14 protein-coding genes are annotated in these 18138 nt (G+C 64.6%); 5 read left to right on the top strand and 9 right to left on the bottom strand.

Annotated features, from left to right (window positions below):
- Window positions 1–49: 49 nt before the first annotated feature.
- From AC0L30_RS29960 to murJ, 4 genes are all read right to left on the bottom strand, one after another.
- Window positions 50–619, bottom strand: coding sequence for a NifU family protein (locus AC0L30_RS29960; RefSeq protein ID WP_219678898.1), 570 nt, complete (start codon window positions 617–619; stop codon window positions 50–52).
- A gap of 165 nt (window positions 620–784) precedes the next feature.
- The gene (locus AC0L30_RS29955) at window positions 785–1279 is read right to left on the bottom strand and encodes a universal stress protein (RefSeq protein WP_473405851.1); all 495 of its coding nucleotides are present in this window, start codon (window positions 1277–1279) and stop codon (window positions 785–787) included.
- Window positions 1280–1384: 105 nt separating this feature from the next.
- Window positions 1385–2437 carry a tryptophan--tRNA ligase gene (gene trpS, locus AC0L30_RS29950; RefSeq protein WP_473405850.1) on the bottom strand — a complete coding sequence of 351 codons (1053 nt, stop codon included), beginning with the start codon at window positions 2435–2437 and terminating at the stop codon, window positions 1385–1387.
- Window positions 2438–2524: 87 nt separating this feature from the next.
- Complete coding sequence (murJ, locus tag AC0L30_RS29945) at window positions 2525–4075, bottom strand: murein biosynthesis integral membrane protein MurJ (RefSeq protein ID WP_473405849.1); 1551 nt, start codon at window positions 4073–4075, stop codon at window positions 2525–2527.
- Window positions 4076–4200: 125 nt separating this feature from the next.
- On the opposite strand from murJ, the gene AC0L30_RS29940 reads away from it, so the two are divergent.
- Window positions 4201–5202 (top strand): adenosine kinase, encoded by a 1002-nt coding sequence (locus tag AC0L30_RS29940; RefSeq protein ID WP_007598303.1) that lies wholly within the window; start codon window positions 4201–4203, stop codon window positions 5200–5202.
- A 120-nt stretch (window positions 5203–5322) separates the two neighbouring features.
- Here the strand turns inward: AC0L30_RS29940 and AC0L30_RS29935 are convergent, their stop codons facing one another.
- Together AC0L30_RS29935 and AC0L30_RS29930 are read right to left on the bottom strand one after the other, a co-directional pair.
- Window positions 5323–7017: an AMP-binding protein gene (locus tag AC0L30_RS29935; protein WP_473405848.1), complete on the bottom strand. Its 1695-nt coding sequence runs from the start codon at window positions 7015–7017 to the stop codon at window positions 5323–5325.
- Window positions 7018–7091: 74 nt separating this feature from the next.
- Window positions 7092–8285: a serine hydrolase domain-containing protein gene (locus tag AC0L30_RS29930; protein WP_007598301.1), complete on the bottom strand. Its 1194-nt coding sequence runs from the start codon at window positions 8283–8285 to the stop codon at window positions 7092–7094.
- A 348-nt stretch (window positions 8286–8633) separates the two neighbouring features.
- Between AC0L30_RS29930 and AC0L30_RS29925 the strand changes: the two genes are divergently transcribed.
- Both AC0L30_RS29925 and AC0L30_RS29920 read left to right on the top strand, forming a co-directional pair.
- Window positions 8634–8954, top strand: a complete 321-nt coding sequence (locus AC0L30_RS29925) for a hypothetical protein (protein ID WP_007598300.1) — start codon at window positions 8634–8636, stop codon at window positions 8952–8954.
- A gap of 125 nt (window positions 8955–9079) precedes the next feature.
- Window positions 9080–10573 (top strand): NAD-dependent succinate-semialdehyde dehydrogenase, encoded by a 1494-nt coding sequence (locus AC0L30_RS29920; RefSeq protein WP_007598299.1) that lies wholly within the window; start codon window positions 9080–9082, stop codon window positions 10571–10573.
- Window positions 10574–10695: 122 nt separating this feature from the next.
- Here AC0L30_RS29920 and AC0L30_RS29915 read toward each other — a convergent pair whose 3' ends face one another.
- From AC0L30_RS29915 to AC0L30_RS29905, 3 genes are all read right to left on the bottom strand, one after another.
- On the bottom strand, window positions 10696–12912 hold the full coding sequence (locus AC0L30_RS29915) for an SLC26A/SulP transporter family protein (RefSeq protein WP_473405847.1): 2217 nt from the start codon (window positions 12910–12912) through the stop codon (window positions 10696–10698).
- A gap of 292 nt (window positions 12913–13204) precedes the next feature.
- Window positions 13205–14119 carry a phosphoribosylaminoimidazolesuccinocarboxamide synthase gene (locus AC0L30_RS29910; protein ID WP_007598297.1) on the bottom strand — a complete coding sequence of 305 codons (915 nt, stop codon included), beginning with the start codon at window positions 14117–14119 and terminating at the stop codon, window positions 13205–13207.
- A 77-nt stretch (window positions 14120–14196) separates the two neighbouring features.
- Complete coding sequence (locus tag AC0L30_RS29905; protein ID WP_007598296.1) at window positions 14197–15114, bottom strand: pirin family protein; 918 nt, start codon at window positions 15112–15114, stop codon at window positions 14197–14199.
- A 272-nt stretch (window positions 15115–15386) separates the two neighbouring features.
- Here AC0L30_RS29905 and AC0L30_RS29900 point away from each other — a divergent pair, with 272 nt between their 5' ends.
- Together AC0L30_RS29900 and AC0L30_RS29895 are read left to right on the top strand one after the other, a co-directional pair.
- Window positions 15387–16448: a helix-turn-helix domain-containing protein gene (locus AC0L30_RS29900; protein ID WP_007598284.1), complete on the top strand. Its 1062-nt coding sequence runs from the start codon at window positions 15387–15389 to the stop codon at window positions 16446–16448.
- A gap of 145 nt (window positions 16449–16593) precedes the next feature.
- Window positions 16594–18018, top strand: a complete 1425-nt coding sequence (locus AC0L30_RS29895) for a serine hydrolase domain-containing protein (RefSeq protein WP_473405846.1) — start codon at window positions 16594–16596, stop codon at window positions 18016–18018.
- Window positions 18019–18138: the final 120 nt, after the last annotated feature.

Here is an 18138-nt window from a genome sequence, read left to right as displayed (position 1 = left end):
TCGTCATGGCCGGGCTTGACCCGGCCATCCACGACTTTGCGGCCCCAGCCTACATCGGCCGGACTTCGACCACGTCGGGGACGAAGTGCTTGAGCAGGTTCTGGATGCCGTGCTGGAGCGTCGCGGTCGACGACGGGCAGCCGGCGCAGGAGCCCTTCATGTTGAGATAGACGATACCGTCCTTGAAGCCGCGGAAAGTGATGTCGCCGCCGTCATTGGCGACCGCCGGGCGCACGCGGGTCTCGATCAGATCCTTGATCATGTCGACCGTCTCGGCATCGGCCTCGTCGAAGAACTCGTCCTCGTCGTCGAGATCGGCATCGCTCGCGGCCGCACCGTCGGCGAGCAGCGGCGCGCCGGACATATAGTGCTCCATGATGGCGCCGAGGATCGCGGGCTTGAGCTGTTGCCATTCACCGTTCGCCTTGGTCACGGTGATGAAATCCGATCCGTAGAACACGCCGGTGACGCCGGGGACTTCGAACAGTTTTTCGGCAAGCGGCGAGCGTGCGGCCGATTCGCGGTTGGCAAATTCCATCGGTCCGCCGTCGACCACGACGCGGCCGGGAATGAACTTCAGCGTGGCGGGATTGGGAGTGGCTTCGGTTTGAATGAACATGGTTTTCTCCAGACGTCGCCGGTTCAAGGCCGGCGCGTGCTCTATCCACTAGCAGATGGCGACGGCGAACGCACGGTCAAGGGGTTGGGAGCGTGTTTCGTTGCTATATCAGCAGGTTAGGGTGCATAAACTCCCGCGGCGTCACGGGCATGACGAGCGCCTGGGTTACGACAGCGAATCCACGCTCTGGTCGCTCAGCGCACCGGAAATGACCGTCACCGGCACCGGGAACGTGCCCAGCGCGTGCGCGAGCAGGTTGACCAACGGCCCCGGGCCTTCCGCGCCCGGGTTCGCGGCGAGCACCAGCATGGCGATGTCGGGGTCCTCGTCGATCACCGCCAGCAGCTGTTCCATGGCGGCGCCTTCACGGATCACCCGTTCCGGCGTGATCGCGGCGATGCCGTTGGCCCGGCCGGCGGCACGGTCGAGCGCGGCTTCTGCCGCCTCCTGCGCTTCGGCGCGCATGATGTCGGCGACCCCCAGCCATTCCTGGCTCTGCTGTTCGGGCTCGATGATGCGGAGCATCACCACGCCGCCGCCGGCGCGCATCGCCCAGCGGCTGGCGTAATAGACCGCGCGGTCCCATTCGGCGGTGTCGTCGACGATGACGAGGCATTTGGGCTTGTGACCCGGCTCGAAGCAAAGTCGCTTGCTGGTCATGCATGTCCCGGAATGTGCACGACCTGCATGCTGCCACACTCCCTCTCGCTTTGGGAGGGGGAAGCGGCCGGCGTCGTGGCGCCGGCCAAGTTTCGCGAACGCGCCTTAACGTGGGCGAATGAAGCCGACGATGTCCTTCGAGAGCTTCATGGTTTCGTCGGCGATGGCGCGGGCCCGGTCGGCACCATCATTCAAAATCGCGTCGATATGGTCGGGATCGGCGACGAGACGCTTCATCTCGCCGGCGATTGGCGCGAGTTTCGTCACGCACAGCTCCGCCAGCGCGTTCTTGAAGCTGGAGAACTGGCCGCCGCCGAACTCGCGCAGCACGTCGGCCTTGGCGCGGCCCGAGAGCGCGGCAAAGATGCCGACGAGATTATCGGCCTCGGGGCGACCTTCCAGGCCCTTTTCCTCAGACGGCAGCGGTTCCGGATCAGTCTTCGCCTTGCGGATCTTCTGCGCGATGGTGTCGGCATCGTCGGTCAGGTTGATGCGCGAATTGTCGGAAGCATCCGACTTCGACATCTTCTTGGTGCCGTCGCGCAAGCTCATCACGCGCGTCGCCGGGCCCGTGATCAAGGGTTCCGGCAGCGGGAAGAACAGACCGTCATTGGCGCCCTGCGCGCGGATGGAATCGCCGAAATCATTGTTGAACTTCTGCGCGATGTCGCGCGAGAGCTCGAGATGCTGCTTCTGGTCCTCGCCGACCGGAACGTGGGTGGCGCGATACAGCAGGATGTCGGCGGCCATCAGCACGGGATAGTCGAAGATCCCGACCGAGGCGTTCTCGCGGTCCTTGCCGGCCTTCTCCTTGAACTGGGTCATGCGATTCAGCCAACCCATGCGCGCGACGCAGTTGAAGATCCAGGCGAGCTCGGCATGGCCCGAGACCTGGCTTTGGTTGAACACGATGTGCTTCTTGGGATCGATGCCGCTGGCAATGAACGCCGCAGTCACCTCGCGGGTGTTGCGCGCGAGCTCGGCCGGGCCGCCCCAGACGTCCATGCCCATCGTGATCGCGTGCATGTCGACGACGCAATAGATGCAGTTGTGGGTTTCCTGCATCTTCACGAAGTTGACGATCGCGCCGAGATAGTTGCCGAGGTGCAGATTGCCCGTCGGCTGGACGCCCGAAAAAACCCGTTCAACGAATGGCATGGTTAGCTGTCCTGGCAAGCTTTCCTGGAGATAATCGGGCGTCGTTTCCAACAGCGGCGCTGCCCCGTCAAGGGGATTTCGCTGACCTCAGGCGCCGGGATCGGGCTGGGCGGGGCGCTTCAAGGCAGCGGCCGCCTCGCGCCAGGACGCGACGCCGAGGATTTGCAGGAGCAAGCCATAGACGACGATTCCGGCGGCGATCTGTGATCCCAGCGCAATGAAGCGGATCAGCCCATGGGCCTGTGAAGGCAAGAGGCCCGCGGTCAGCCATAGCAGGCCGCCCATGACGAGCGCGGCGAGCACGATTCGCGGCAGCCGGTTGCGGGCGGCGGCATCGACCGAGAAGCCGAATTCACGCGTGCCTTTCCGAAGCAGCGAGATCGCGCTGCTCCAGGCGCCGGCGGCAATGCTGGCAGCGATCCCGCTTGCGCCGAAGAAGTGACCGAGCAGGACTGCGAGCGCGACCGCGACCACGAACCCTTTGACGGTCGCCAGCAGCGGCGTCATCGTGTCGCTGCGGGCAAAATAGGCCGGCGACAGCGCCTTGATCAGCACATGAGCCGGCAGGCCCAGCGCCAGCCACATCAGGGCGCGCGCCGTGGCCGCGCTGTCCTCCGCGCCAAAGGCGCCGTGTTCGAATAGCAGCCGCACGATCGGCTCGGCCAGCACGATCAGGCCGAGCGCCGCCGGCAATGCCAGCCCGGTCGCGAGTTCCAGCGCGCGCGATTCCGCATGCGCAACCGCATCACGGTCGCCGTTCCTCACCGCGCGCGTCAGCTCCGGCACCAGCACCGTACCCATGGCGACGCCGACGATGCCAAGCGGCAGCTCGATCAGGCGGTTGGCGAAATAGAGCCAGGAGACCGCGGCGGGCGTGGCGGAGGCGATGATCGCACCGGCCACCATCAGCCATTGCGGGCCGGAGCTCGCGATCATGCCCGGGATCGCCTTGGCGAAGAAGCCGCGCATGTCCTTGTCGAAGCTCACGCGCAGCGGTGCCGCCAGACGCGCACTTCGCTGCGACAGCAGCATCAGCAGCTGCAACAGGCCGGCGATGCCGACGGTGGCCGCCAGCATCCACGCGGCAAAGACGGCATCGACGTGCCAGACAAGCAGCAGCGTGATCGCGGCGATCAAGGCGATGTTGAACAGCAGCGGTGAGAACGCGGTGAGTGCGAAGCGCCCCTGCGCGTTGAGCAGGCCCATCAGTACCGTGACGGGTCCCGCGAAGGCGAGATAGGGCAGCATCAGCCGCGCATTCTGGACGGCGAGATCGAGCGATGCGCTGCCGACGAAGCCCGGCGCGATGATCATGATGATCAGCGGCATCAGAAGTGCAATTACGACCGAGATTGCGATCAGGCCCGCGCTCACCGTGCCGAGCACGCGTCCCGCGAACGCCGCCGCAGCCGCCTCGCCTTCGCTGTCACGAACGCGCAGCCAGGCCGGGATCAACGCCGCATTCAAGGCCCCCTCGCTGAGCAGGCGCCGCACCACATTGACGAGCTGAAATGCCGCCAGAAACGCGTCCGCCACGGCGCCGGTGCCGAGCAGCGCCGCGATCAGGGAATCGCGTGCAAAGCCCAGCAGCCGTGAAGCCAGTGTCCCCGTCGAGACGGTCAGGAAGGAGCGGATCATCGGAACTGCATAATACCGTTGCTTGCCCGCGGAGGGCCGGCCGTGATAGGCCGCGAGCCAGATTTCAGACCGACAGGAAGCGGATTTCCGCGGGTATCGCAATCCGCCAAACAGGATCAAGGTGAATGGCTGACGTGAAATATGACGTTCTCGGCATCGGCAACGCGCTGTTCGACGTGCTGGTCAAGACCGATGAAGCCTTTCTGGGCAAGCACGGCATGACCAAGGGCAGCATGTCCCTGATCGACGAGGCGCGGGCCGCCGCCATCTACAAGGACATGGGCCCGGCGACGGAAGTTTCCGGCGGTTCGGCTGCCAACACCATCGTCGGCATCGGCAGCCTTGGCGCGCGTGCCGCCTATGTCGGCAAGGTCAAGGACGACCAGATCGGCAAGCTCTACGTCCACGACATCCGCGCGGCCGGCGTCGCCTTCAACACGCCCGCGGCGAAGGACGGCCCTGCGACCGGCTGCTCCTACATCCTGGTGACCGATGACGGCGAGCGCACCATGAACACCTATCTCGGCGCCGCGCAGGATTTGTCGCCCGCCGACATCGACCCGGCCGAGATCGCCGCGGCCGGCATCGTCTACCTCGAGGGCTATCTCTGGGACCCCAAGAACGCCAAGGACGCCTTCGTCAAGGCGGCCAAGATCGCCCATGATGCCAGGCGCAAGGTGGCGCTGACATTATCGGATTCCTTCTGCGTCGATCGTTATCGCGACGAATTCCTGGGGCTGATGCGCAACGGCACCGTCGATATCGTGTTCGCCAACGAGTCCGAGCTGCATTCGCTCTACCAGACCTCGGACTTCGACACGGCGCTCAAGCAATTGCGCAACGACGTCAATCTCGGCGTGGTCACCCGCAGCGAAAAGGGCTGCATGGTGGTTTCGGCTGAAGACGCCGTCGCAGCGCCGGCGTCTCCGATCGCGAAACTCGTGGACACCACCGGCGCCGGCGACCTCTTCGCTGCCGGCTTCCTGTTCGGTCTGGCGCGCAACCTGCCCTACAAGCAGTGCGGCGAGCTCGGCGCGCTCGCGGCCGCCGAAGTGATTCAGCACATCGGCGCGCGTCCGCAGGTGTCGCTGAAGGAGCTGGCTGAGCAGCGCGGGTTGACGGTTTAAGGTGGACTCTCTCTCTCACCCGTCATTGCGAGGAGCGCAGCGACGAAGCAATCCAGACTGCCTCTGCGGAAAGATTCTGGATTGCTTCGCTGCGCTCGCAATGACGATTGAGTTGGCAACCTACGCAGTCTTCGCGGCCTTCAGTCCAAGCCGTTGCTCCACCTCGTCGCGCATCAGGAATTTCTGGATCTTTCCGGTCACGGTCATCGGAAACTCGTCGACGAATTCCACGTATCGCGGAATCTTGTTGTGGGCGATCTGGCCGTCGCAGAAGGCGCGCACCTCTTCCATCGTCAGCGTCTCGCCGGACCTGACCCGGATCCAGGCGCAGAGCTCCTCGCCATAGCGGGTATCCGCAACGCCGAAGATCTGCACGTCCTGAATCTTGGGGTGCCGATAGAGAAATTCCTCGATCTCGCGTGGATAGAGGTTCTCGCCGCCGCGGATCACCATGTCCTTGATGCGGCCGACGATGTTGCAATAACCCTCGTCGTCGATGATGGCGATGTCGCCGGTATGCATCCAGCCATTGGCGTCGAGCACATCCGCGGTCTTCTCCGGCTCCTCCCAATAGCCCAGCATCACGCTGTAGCCACGGGTGCAGAGCTCGCCCCGTTCGCCGCGCTTGACGATCTTGCCGTCGAGATCGACGACCTTGACCTCGACATGCGGATGGATTCGCCCGACCGTCGAGACGCGGCGATCGAGCGGATCGTCGACGGCGCTCTGGAAGCTGACCGGGCTCGTCTCGGTCATGCCATAGGCGATCGTGACCTCGCCCATGTTCATCTCGCTATTGACGCGCTTCATCACCTCGATCGGGCAGGGTGCACCGGCCATGATGCCGGTGCGCAACGATGTCAGATTGAAGTTCGAGAATTCGCTGTGGTCGAGTTCGGCGATGAACATCGTCGGCACACCGTACAGCGCGGTGCATTTTTCCTGCTCGATCGTCCGCAGCGTCGCGAGCGGATCAAACCCCTCGCCGGGATAGACCATGGTCGCGCCGAGCGTGACGGAGGCGAGATTGCCCATCACCATGCCGAAGCAATGATAGAGCGGCACCGGAATGCAGATGCGGTCCGCTTCGGTCAGGCGCATGGCGCGGCCGACGAAATAGCCGTTGTTGAGAATGTTGTGATGGGTCAGCGTCACGCCCTTGGGCGATCCCGTCGTTCCACTGGTGAACTGGACGTTGACGGCATCGTCGAATTGCAGGGAGGCACCGAGCGCGGCGAGCTGCTCACGGTGCGGGGGTCCGGCCATGCCGGCGACCTCGTCGAACGGAATCGTGCCCGGACAGGCGGGGCCGCCGATCTGGATCACGATGCGCAAGTCCGGCAGCCGCGCGGCGCGCAATTGCCCGGGCTTGGCGGTCGCAAGCTCCGGCAACAGCGTGTTGAGCATGTCCATGTAGTTGCTGGTCTTGAACGCCGTCGCGGTGACGATGGCGCTGCATCCGACCTTGTGAAGCGCGAATTCCAGCTCGCTCAGCCGGTAGGCCGGATTGATCGTCACCAGGATAAGGCCGGCCTTGGCGGCGGCGAATTGTGTCAGCGTCCATTCCGGCCGGTTCAGCGACCAGATGCCGATCCGTTCGCCGCGTTCGAGACCGAGCGCGACAAAGCCGGCGGCGAGCGCGTCGACCCGCTCGGCAAACTCCCTCCATGTCCACCTCACGCCGTGGCTGGGCGAGACCAGCGCCTCGCGATCGCTCCAGCGTCGCGCGGCCTGATCGAGGCTGCGCCCAATGGTGTCGCCGAGCAGCGGCGTGTCGGAGATGCCGCAAACGTAACTGTCGGCTTTGTCTGCCAAGATCATGTCCTCCAGTCAGGTGCGTGACGGCCGGGACAACAAGCCCGGCCGTGACGCGTCGAGTCAGGCGCGCCTCACGCCGCCTTCTGCCCGCTGCCGGCATCGAGCCCGGCATAGACGCCGCGCTCGAAGCCGGCAAAAGCCTCGAGACACTTTGCGTCGGCGAACGGCAGCAGCTGCATCAGGATCACGCCGGTGACGTCGCGCGCCGGGTCGATCCAGTAATAGGTGTTGGCGAGGCCCGCCCAGGCGAGGCTGCCCGCGCTGCGGCCCTCAGCCGTTTTGGCGGTGTTGATCATGAAGCTGAGGCCCCACTTCTTCACCTGCTCCGGATAGAGGTCGACGTCGTTGGTGTACATCGGCGCCGCCGTGGTCATCTTGCCCATGGCGAGATCGCCGATGTGGTTCTGCCCCATCGTCGCGATGGTCTCGGCCTTCAGCACCTGATTGCCGTTGCCGCGGCCCTTGTTGAGGATCATCTGGGTAAACCTGATATAATCGGCCGCGGTCGAATAAAGGCCGCCGCCACCCATATGGAATTCCGGCTCCTGTTCGAGCTCGAACGGGATCGCGGCGAGCTGGCCATCCTCGCCACGCGCATGCATGCCGACCAGGCGCTTGCGCATGTCGGCGGTGATCTTGAAAGCGGTATCGCTCATGCCGAGCGGTGCGAACAGATTGTCGCGCAGATAGGCATCGAGGCGCTTGCCGCTGACGGCTTCCACCGCCTTGCCGACGAAATCGATATTGGTGCCGTATTCCCAGCGCGTGCCGGGGTCGGTCATAATAGGCGTCTTCAATGCCGCGTTCTGGCAGGTGGTGATGGCGGGGATGCCGTTCTTGTCCAGATAGACCGCGAGATCGCCGTTCCACATGTTGTAGCAGAAGCCTGCCGTGTGGGTCATGAGCTGGCGCAGCGTGATCGGCCCCTTGGCCGGCCGCAGCTTGGCCTCGCCCTTGGCGTCAAAGCCTTCGAGCACCTGCGGCTTGGCGAGATCAGGCAACACCTCGCCGATCGGCGCATCCAGCGACAGCTTGCCCTGTTCGACAAGCTGCATCGCGCCCGCTGATGTCACCGCCTTCGTCATCGATGCGATCCAGAACACGCTGTCGGCGGTCATCGCATCCGGCTTGGACAGGTCGCGTTTGCCGAACGCGCCCTGATACAGCACGTCGGTACCGCTGGCAGCAATGGCGACGACGCCGGGAATCTCTCCGGCTTCGCTCTTCTGGCGCAGAATCTGATCGATCTCAGCTTTGCCTTGCATACGCGTTTCCTCCGGTTTGATTATTGTTGGAAGCGATCGATTGTCCTCCCGCGTCCGCCGCCCGGCAAGCACATCCGCGTACCTGCCGCGGTCGCGATGTCGTGACTTGACGGTCCGTCACCCACGCAGGACGACAATAGGCCGAACCGCAACACGCAGTCACAATCTTCGGTGGATGTCCGCAACCAGCCGTGCCCTTGGATGGGCCTGGGCGAAATGTTTCGAAAGTTTTCGAGCACTTGAAACATTTTGTGAGTTGTGGCGTTCAGCACCGGGCCCAATCGCGGGCAAACGTTAAGACTTGATGCAAATTTGGCGGCCGCCCACCGGCCGCCAGGGGGACCTCAGATGATTTCGACCTGGAGCGAATGGAAGCGCTATCCCCGTGCCGGACGGGGCGAAAACCTGGAAGCGCCGATCGCGCCTGGGATCTATGAGGTCCGCATCGCCGGCACCGGTGCGCTCTATTCGTTCGGCGCGGTCGACAATCTGGCGCAGGCGCTTGCGCTGCTGCCGGTCGGCTCGAAGTCCTGGTTCGGCCGCCGCAACGCGTCCGACGTCCCCGATCTCGAATACCGGACCTGCGCGACCTCCTCCAAGGCCGACGCCAAGGCGGCCGCCGAGCGCATGATCGGGCGGCGCGAGACCTATCTGAGCGGCGCGGCGTAAGGACGCGCCGCTCCTAGCCTGGCTCCCAGCAGATGTGCGTTGCGGGACGGTGCATTGCGCGCCGCTTCTCCCTATATTCCGGCCGAACCGGAACAGCCCGCAAAACGCCCCGCAGGAGCAACGCCATGACCCCGTCCGCCGCCGCACGTGCCCAGCACGCCACGTCCAATTTGCGCGACCGGTTGAAGGACCCGTCGCTGCTGAAGGAGGCCTGCTACATCGACGGCGCCTGGGTCGGCTCGCCGGTCTTCGCGGTCAACAATCCCGCCACCGGCGTCGAGCTTGCAAAGGTTCCGCAGCTCTCCGCGGATGATGCCACCAGGGCCGTCGAAGCAGCCGAACGCGCCTTCCCGGGCTGGGCCAAGCACACCGCCAAGCAGCGCTCCAATATCTTGCGCAAATGGTTCGAGCTGATCATCGCCAATCGCGAGGATCTCGCGCTGATCCTCACCTCTGAGCAGGGCAAGCCGCTCAGTGAAGCGCTCGGCGAGGTCGACATCGGCGGCGCCTATGTCGAATTTTTCGCCGAGGAAGCCCGCCGCGTCTATGGCGAGACCATTCCGACGCAGCGGCCGGATGCGCGCTTGCTCGCGATCAAGCAGCCGATCGGCGTCTGCGGCGCGATCACGCCGTGGAATTTCCCGAACTCGATGATCACACGAAAGGTTTCGCCGGCGCTTGCGGCCGGCTGCACCGTGGTGCTCAAGCCCGCCAATGAAACGCCGCTGTCGGCGCTGGCGCTTGCCGCGCTCGCGGAGAAAGCCGGCGTGCCCAAGGGGGTGTTCAACATCATCACCGGCGATGCCGCGCCGATCGGCAAGGTGCTGTGCGAGCATCCGGCCGTGCGTTTCGTCGGCTTCACCGGCTCGACTGCGGTCGGCAAGATTCTCTACCGGCAGGCCTCCGTCGGCGTGAAGCGGCTCGGCCTCGAGCTCGGCGGCAACGCGCCGTTCATCGTGTTCGACGACGCCGATATCGATGCGGCGGTCGAAGGCGCCATCGTCTCGAAATACCGTAACATGGGCCAGACCTGCGTCTGCGCCAACCGCATCTACGCCCAGGACAAGATCTACGACGAGTTCGTGCAGAAGCTGTCGAAGAAGGTCGCGGCGATGAAGATCGGCGACGGTACGGAAACCGGCGTCACGCAAGGCCCGCTGATCAATTTGAAAGCGGTCGACAAGGTCGAGCGCCACATTGCGGACGCCGTGAAGCGCGGCGCCAAGGTCGTCACCGGCGGCAAGCGCAGCGAGCTCGGACGCTCGTTCTTCGAGCCGACGGTGCTCTCCGACGTCAAGCCGGACTCGCTGGTGGCGCAAGAGGAAACCTTCGGCCCGCTCGCGCCGGTGATCCGCTTCAAGGACGAGGCCGACGTGATCGCGATGTGCAACGCCTCGCCGTTCGGGCTCGCCTCCTACTTCTACTCCCGCGATCTCGGCCGCGTCTGGCGCGTCGCCGAAGCGCTGGAGTCGGGCATGGTCGGCGTCAACACCGGCCTGATCACCACCGAAGTCGCGCCCTTCGGCGGCGTCAAGGAAAGCGGCCTCGGCCGCGAAGGCTCGCATCACGGCATGGAAGAATATGTCGAGATCAAATACGTGATGATGGCGGGGGTGTAAGGGCTCGCCATCATTCCTCCACGTCATTGCGAGCGAAGCGAAGCAATCCAGAATCTTTCCACCGAGACAGTCTGGATTGCTTCGTCGCAAGAGCTCCTCGCAATGACGAAGCTACGCGCTAATCACCGCCTCAACACCGCGATCGTCCGGTTCGCAAAGGTCAGCCGCTCGGCCATCACCGAAACGAAATAGGTCAGCAGCTTGTGGCTGAGTGCGGGATCCTCGACCTTGATCGCGTCGAACTGGTGCGTATTCAGCACGTAGAGCACGCTGTCGACTTCGGCCTGGATGGTGGCGCTGCGCGGTGTCTGTGACACCAGCCCCATCTCGCCGATCGTGGTGTAACGGCCGAGGCTGCGCACGCGGGTGGTTCGGTCGCCGTCGGCCGGAATCATGATGCCGACGCGGCCGTCGAGGATGAAATGCATGGAATCGGCGGGATCGCCGGCCTGCACGATGACCTCGCCGGCTTCGACCTCGATGCGCTGGCAGCGGCGGATCAGTTCGTCGGCGCCATCCTCGCTGCCAAGCATTCGCGTGAACCAGTCGCGCAGGCTGGCTTCTTCCTGCGCCAGCTCCTGATGCTGCGAGATGAGCTCGTTCTCGCACCATTCCAGCGCGCGATCGAGCTCGGGGATGATGGTGACGCCCTCGCCGACGAAGTCGCTGGAGCGCAGCACCTTCTCGGCCGCAGCCGACAGATGCACCAGGATCAGCTCGACGCCGAGTTCGCCAGCGCTGCGCTTGATCTGGGCGAAGCTATAGGCAGCCGATGAATCGACGCCGGTGACGAGCTTGAAGTCGAACAGCAGATAGCGACATTCGGGGCGCTCCTGAAGCAGCCGCTTGACGTGCTGGTAGAGCCGGTTGGCCGAGCCGAAGAACAGATAGCTCTGGAGATTGAGGCCCTGGATCTTGCCGCCATGGGCCAGCAGCACGTCCTGATCGTCGCGCGAGCGGTCGAGCGAGGAGCGGTACTCCGAGCCGTCGAAACTGTACTTGATCGACTCCACCCGTGCGGCGCTGAACGCAAACGTCGCGCAGCCGATGATGACGCCGATCAGGATGCCCGGCACAAAACCCCAGGCGACGATGATCGCGATGATGGTGATCAGCGACAGATATTCCAGCTTCGACAGCCGCTTGCGCGACTCGACGATCCATTTGTGCAGCTGGTCGGCGCCGAGATAGAGCAACAGGCCGCCGAGCACGAATTTGGGGATGAAGCCAAGCAGCTCGGGTGCGACGGCGAGCACCAGCAGCGACAGCGCTGCGGCCGTGAGGCCGGACAGGCGCCCGCGGCCGCCGCTGGAGAAATTAAGCATCGAGCGGCTGGTCGAGCTGCAGCCGGGATAGCCGCCCAGCATGCCGGTCAGGATATTGGCGGCGCCGGTGACGTTCAGCTCAGATTCCAGATTGGCTTCGCGATGCGTGGCCACCTCGATGCCGGTGGTGTTGAACAGCGTGCTCGAGGCGGTGACGAAGAAGACGGCGACGACATTGCCAAGCAGGTCCGGGATGGCAAACCAGGGATAGCGGGCGAGATCGTCGCTGTGCCAGGGCAGCATGAAGGCCGCTTGCGGCGGAGCCTGAAAGGTCCAGCCCAATGTGTGCGCGTCATCGAAGGAAACGCCGGTGATCCAGAACGCCAGGTACGCGGTGAGCACGCCGCCGACCAGGATGATCGGCAGTCCGAACGGGCTGCGCGAGCGGTGCCAGGTGAGATACAGCACCAGGGCCATCGCGCAGGCGGCACCCAGCTCCAGCAGGATGGTACGGTTGGCGAAGTGCGACAGTGTCGCGAATTGCAGGGGATGGTCGGTGATCACCCGGACCGCACCCATGACGATGAGAAGTCCGGTTGCGCCGAGGAAGCCGCCGACCACCGGATAAGGCACGTAGCGGATGGCGCGGCCAAGCCGGGTCAGGCCCAGTCCACACAGCACCAATCCTGTCAGCATCGTCGACAGGCCGAGCGTGATCAGGACCGGTGACAGCAACGGCGCTGGCAGGTTCGCCGTCTCGATGCGTTCGACCACGGAGGCCGCCAGGATACCCGTCACCGCCGCGGTCGAGCTGTCGGGGGCTGCAATCGCGAAGGGCAGGGAGCTGCCGAGCGCGACGACGGCCGCAAGCACCGCAGAGCTGACGAAGGTTGCCGTGATGCCGTAGGACAGATAGGGCGACAACGGCCCCGCGAAGATCAGCAGCGAGTAGGACAGTCCGAATGTGACGGTCAGGACGCTGGCGGCGCTCCCGCCCAATATATCATTCAGCGCGCGCTTGAGGGCCGGAGTAAGCCCGGTCGACGGAGTGAAGCCAATCGCTGGATCTGTCACGCCGTGACACTCGCTCGTGAATATTCCCCTCCGAGAGGTAGACGACTGCGAGCCTGGCGCAACAGGATTCTTGCAAGCCGGATGGAAGAAACCGAGGCGCCTACCATTCGGCGTCGTCCTGGCGAAAGCCCGGACCCATTACCCCAGGGAGCAGTTTGGCGAAGACTGTGCGTTCGGGATTTGCACCGAACGCACGCGATAGACCTCGCGGTATGGGTCCTGGCTTTCGCCAGGACGACGCCGGGAGGCATCGAGCCGGCGGGCAATGACGGAGCGGGACGAAACAGCCGAGCTAAATCTTCAGCTCACTCCCCGTCACCCGGCGGTATGCTTCCAGATATCGCTTGCTGGTCGCGTCCACCACGCTTGCGGGCAAAGGCGGCGGCGGGGCGTCGCCATTCCAGCGGCCGGCGCGGCGTTCGACGTCGAGATAGTCGCGCAGCGGCTGCTTGTCGAAGCTCGCCTGCGGCTGGCCGGGCTTGTAGGCGTCGACGGCCCAGAATCGCGAGGAGTCCGGCGTCATGACTTCGTCGATCAGGATGATGCGGCCGTCCTTGTCACGGCCGAATTCGAACTTGGTGTCGGCGATGATGATGCCCTGCTCGCGGGCGAGCTCCTCGCCGAGCGTGTAGATCGCGCGCGTCATGCTCTCGAGCGTGTAGGCCGTCTCGTCGCCGACGACCTCGCGCATCTTCGCGATGGTGATGTTCTCGTCATGGCCGGTCTCGGCCTTGGTCGCCGGGCTGAAGATCGAAGGCTCCAGCTTCTCGCTTTCGACAAGGCCTGCTTTCAGCTTCTCGCCGGCCAGCGTCCCGCTTGCCGCATATTCCTTCCAGGCCGAGCCCGAGAGATAACCGCGGATCACGCATTCGATCGGAAATACCGTGGTGCGGCGGCACAGCATGGCGCGGCCGAGAATTTCGGCGCGATGCGGCTTCAAGGCCGGCACGGCGGCGATGATCTCGTCGGTGTCGGCGCTGATCATGTGATGCGGCACCACGCCTTCGAGCTCGCCAAACCAGAAGGCACTGATTTGCGTCAGCACCGCGCCCTTCATCGGAATGGTCTCGCCCATCACGACGTCGAAGGCGCTGATGCGGTCGGTGGTGACGAGCAGCAGGCGGTCGTCGTCGACGGCGTAGATATCGCGCACCTTGCCGCGCCCGATCTTAGGCAGGGGCAGGTCGCTGGAGAGCATGGCGGTCATCGGCAGAACTTTCGGAGCAAGGCCTTGCGACAGGACATCCGGCCGCGCCTGATCGCGCGACCGGAAACCGGGATAGCCTATTCCGGCAGCGGAATGAACTCATGTTCCTGCGGAACTGCGGCGAAGCGGCCGGTTTTCCAGTCCTGCTTGGCCTGCTCGATCCGCTCCTTGCTGGAGGAGACGAAATTCCACCAGATGTGGCGCGGGCCCTCCAGGGCGTCGCCGCCCAGAAACATCATCCGCGTGGCCTTGAGCGCCCTCACCGTGATGCGGTCGCCCGGACGGAAGATTAGCAGTCGCGGCCCCTCATAGCGCTCGTTCGCGATCTCGACCTCGCCATCGACGACGTAGATGGCGCGCTCCTCGTGATCGGGATCGAGCGGCACGATCGCGCCCGCGACCGCCGTGACCTCGGTATAGAACCAGGGCGACACCATCGAAACAGGCGAGGTGACGCCGAAGGCCGAGCCCGCGATCACCTTCGCGGTGAAGTCGCGCTCGGAGACCATCGGCAGGTCACCCGCGCCGTAGTGCTGGAACGACGGTGCGATCTCTTCCGATCCGGCCGGCAGCGCGATCCAGCTTTGCAGGCCCAGCATCTTCTGCCCCGAGGCGCGCTGCACATCCGGCGTGCGCTCGGAATGCGCGATGCCGCGGCCGGCTGTCATCAAATTCATCGCGCCGGGCTGGATCTCCTGGATGTTGCCCTCGCTGTCGCGATGCATGATCGCGCCGTCGAACAGATAGGTGACGGTAGCAAGCCCGATATGCGGGTGCGGCCGTACGTCCATGCCCTTGCCGGAGACGAATTGCACCGGCCCGAAATGATCGAAGAAGATGAAGGGTCCGACCATCTGCCGCTTGCCGTGCGGCAGCGCGCGCCGCACCGCGAAGCCGTCGCCGAGATCGCGCGTGCGCGGCACGATGACGAGATCGAGCGCATCGCAGGACATGGGATCGCCGAGCACGGGATCGTTCGAGGGTTGCCAGCTCATGGTAGGGCTCCTTTTGGCTTTTTCGAGCTAAATCGTAGCAGGATTTCGTGCGGCCGTCGCGGCTAAGCCTGGGCCACACACTCCGCCGTCATCGCCCGCGAAAGCGGGCGATCCAGTACGCCGCGGCCTATCGGTTCGATCACTGCCGTCTCGGCGTACTGGATCGTCCGGTCAAGCCGGACGATGACAGCTGTGGTGCGGATGGTGCTTGAAAACATACGCCTGACGAAGGATGTTTGGCTGATGTCAACCGCGACCCATCGCATCACCCGATGACCCTTGCCGCAACCGAGCTCGCCTTTCGCGCCGCCGCCGTGGCGCTGCTGCTGGTGCTGGCAGCGTCATTGCTCTCGGATTTCCGCAATGTGCTGGCAGCCCGGCTCGGTGCGGCCTTTGCGCTCGGCTCGGCCGCGCATGCTGTGAGCTATTCCGTCGGAACTTCATCGCTGGTCCCGGCATGGCATGCGCCGCTGATCGCAGTGTCGACCGGCAATATCGTGGTGTTCTGGCTGTTCACGCGCGCATTGTTCGACGATGAGTTTCGCCTGCGCCGGTGGCACGGATTGACCTGGGGGTTGGTGACAGCGTTCAGCTTCGTCAGTTGTCTCTGGATCGCACCCGGCGGGCATGTCCGGTTCGCCGTCACCGCGGTGAACCTGATTGTGCTCGGCTTCATTGCGCTCGCGATCATGCAGACGATCGGCTCATGGTCGGCCGATCTGGTCGAGCGCCGCCGCCGTGTTCGCATCTTCATCGTCTGTGCTGCCGCGCTCTATGGCGGATTGAACGCGCTGCTCCAGATCCTTGTCGCCGGCAGCGAGGTCGGCGATGTCGCCAACACCGTCAACGCCGGCGTGCTCGCCGGCATCGTTGTGGCCATCGTCTATGCGATGATGCGGGTCGACGGCGCCGACCTGTTTCCGGCCGCCGCGGAGGCTGCGCCGGCGATCGCGGCGAGCCAGCCTGTGGGCGAGGACGCCGCCGACCAAAAGCTGATCGACGCCCTGATGCGGCTGATGGCGCACGAGCGGATCTATCGCCAGGAGAACATCAGCATCGGCGTGCTCGCGGGCCGGCTGAAAATTCCCGAATACCGGCTCCGTCGGCTGATCAACCAGGGGCTCGGCTACCGAAATTTCAATGTGTTCCTGAACAACCACCGGATCGAGGAGGCCAAGGCCGCGCTGGCCGATCCCGCTCAGGCCGAGGTCCCCGTCATCACCATCGCGATGGACTCTGGCTTCCAGTCGCTCGGCCCTTTCAACCGCGCCTTCAAGGCCGTGACCGGCGTGACGCCGACGGAATACCGGCGGCTCAAGGTGAATGCTGTCTAGGCCTTAGTGCACTGAAATATCTAGAGTATCTCAGAATCGGCGAGCGTCTCGCGGTTTCCAGCTACGCCGTTTTCCAAATTCGGCGAGCGGGCATCGCGTGAATGCCGCTTCGTCTCCGGCACACGCCTCAAGCCGGAGCAAGCCCGTGACCCGCCGCAAGATTGTCCTTCTCACCGCCACCATCGTCTTTGCCGGCCTCGCGCTCGGCGCGGTTCGCGCCCATGACGTGCCCAAGGTCGCCACCGGCTTCATCGCCGACGTGCTCTGTTCCGAGACGTTTGTCTCGGGCCTCGATGTCAGGCGTAATTTGACGGAGACCATTGATGCGATGCCGGGCGCCGGTTTGCTCACCTGGGCGATGGACTATCAGGTCGATCGCGCGCGCAAGGACGTTACGGTGACGCTGTTCGGCATTGGCCGCAGCCATGCCGTGTATCGCGAGGGCCTCGGCTGCACGCTTGAGCACGGTGCGGAGATTGCCGACGTCCGGCTGCCGCCTGATGACAGGCAGCCGGCGTTGTTGCCCGAGATCGCCGGCCCCGCAATCGTGTCGCCGCAAAGCCCGGAGCTGTCAGCCGCGCTCGATCGCGCCTTCGCTGAGCCGACATCGCCGCCATTCCGCCGCACCCGCGCAATCGTCGTCATGAAATCGGGTCGCGTCATCGCCGAGCGCTATGCGGACGGCATCGGACCGGAGACGCCGCTGCTCGGCTTCTCCATGACCAAGTCCGTGATCTCGGCTCTCACCGGGATTCTCGTGCGCCAGGGCAGACTGAAGCTGGACGGGCCCGCACCGGTCGCCGCCTGGACAAATCCGGACGATCCGCGTCACGCCATCACCCTCGATCAATTGCTGCGCCACACCGCGGGCCTGGCGCTCGGCAGCTCGCTGCAGGCCTCGCTCGGCTCGGCGTTCGAGCCGGTCAATCGCATGAAATTCGTGGAGGCCGACATGGCCGCCTATGCCGCGAGCATGCCGCTTGCGACCGCGCCGGGCACCGTGTGGAATTATCACGATGGCAACACCATCATGCTCGCGCATCTGATCCGCAAGGCCGCCGGCGGCAATTCCGAAGGAGCGCTTGCCTTCGCGCACCGCGAATTGTTCGTGCCGCTCGGCATGCGCCACGTCACGCTCCAGCTCGACGGCGCCGGCACGATCAAGGGGTCGAGCGAGATGCTCGCATCCGCGCGCGACTGGGCGCGGTTCGGCCAGCTCTATCTCAACGACGGCGTCGCCGGCGGCAAGCGCATCCTGCCCGAGGGCTGGGTGAATTATTCGGTGTCGGCGACGCCCAATGCCTGGGTCGGTATCGGCGCCGGCTTCTGGACCAACCAGGGCGACAGCTATGGCGCGACCTTCCGCGTCGAGCACGGCTGGCCGCGTGATGCCTTCTTCGCCAAGGGCACGATCGGGCAGTACACGATCATGATTCCCTCGGAACGTCTGGTGATCGTGCGGCTCGGCCGTTCGCCAAACTGGCCGCCGGAAGCGGACGGTGTGTTTGATCTGGTGCGCGACGTGGTTAAGGCAGCGCGCGACAAAGGGAAGGTGGCGGGGGCGAACTGAGGTGCTCTCTTCCCTTCTCCCCTTGCGGGAGAAGGTGGCGCGATGTCCAGACCGGATAGATAGGTAACACAGTAGACCAGATGGATGGGTGACAGTTCTCTGTCGGCTGGGAGGATCAGC

The organism is Bradyrhizobium sp. MI1.11 (assembly GCF_055811255.1).
This window is presented reverse-complemented; position numbering and strand designations above follow the sequence as displayed.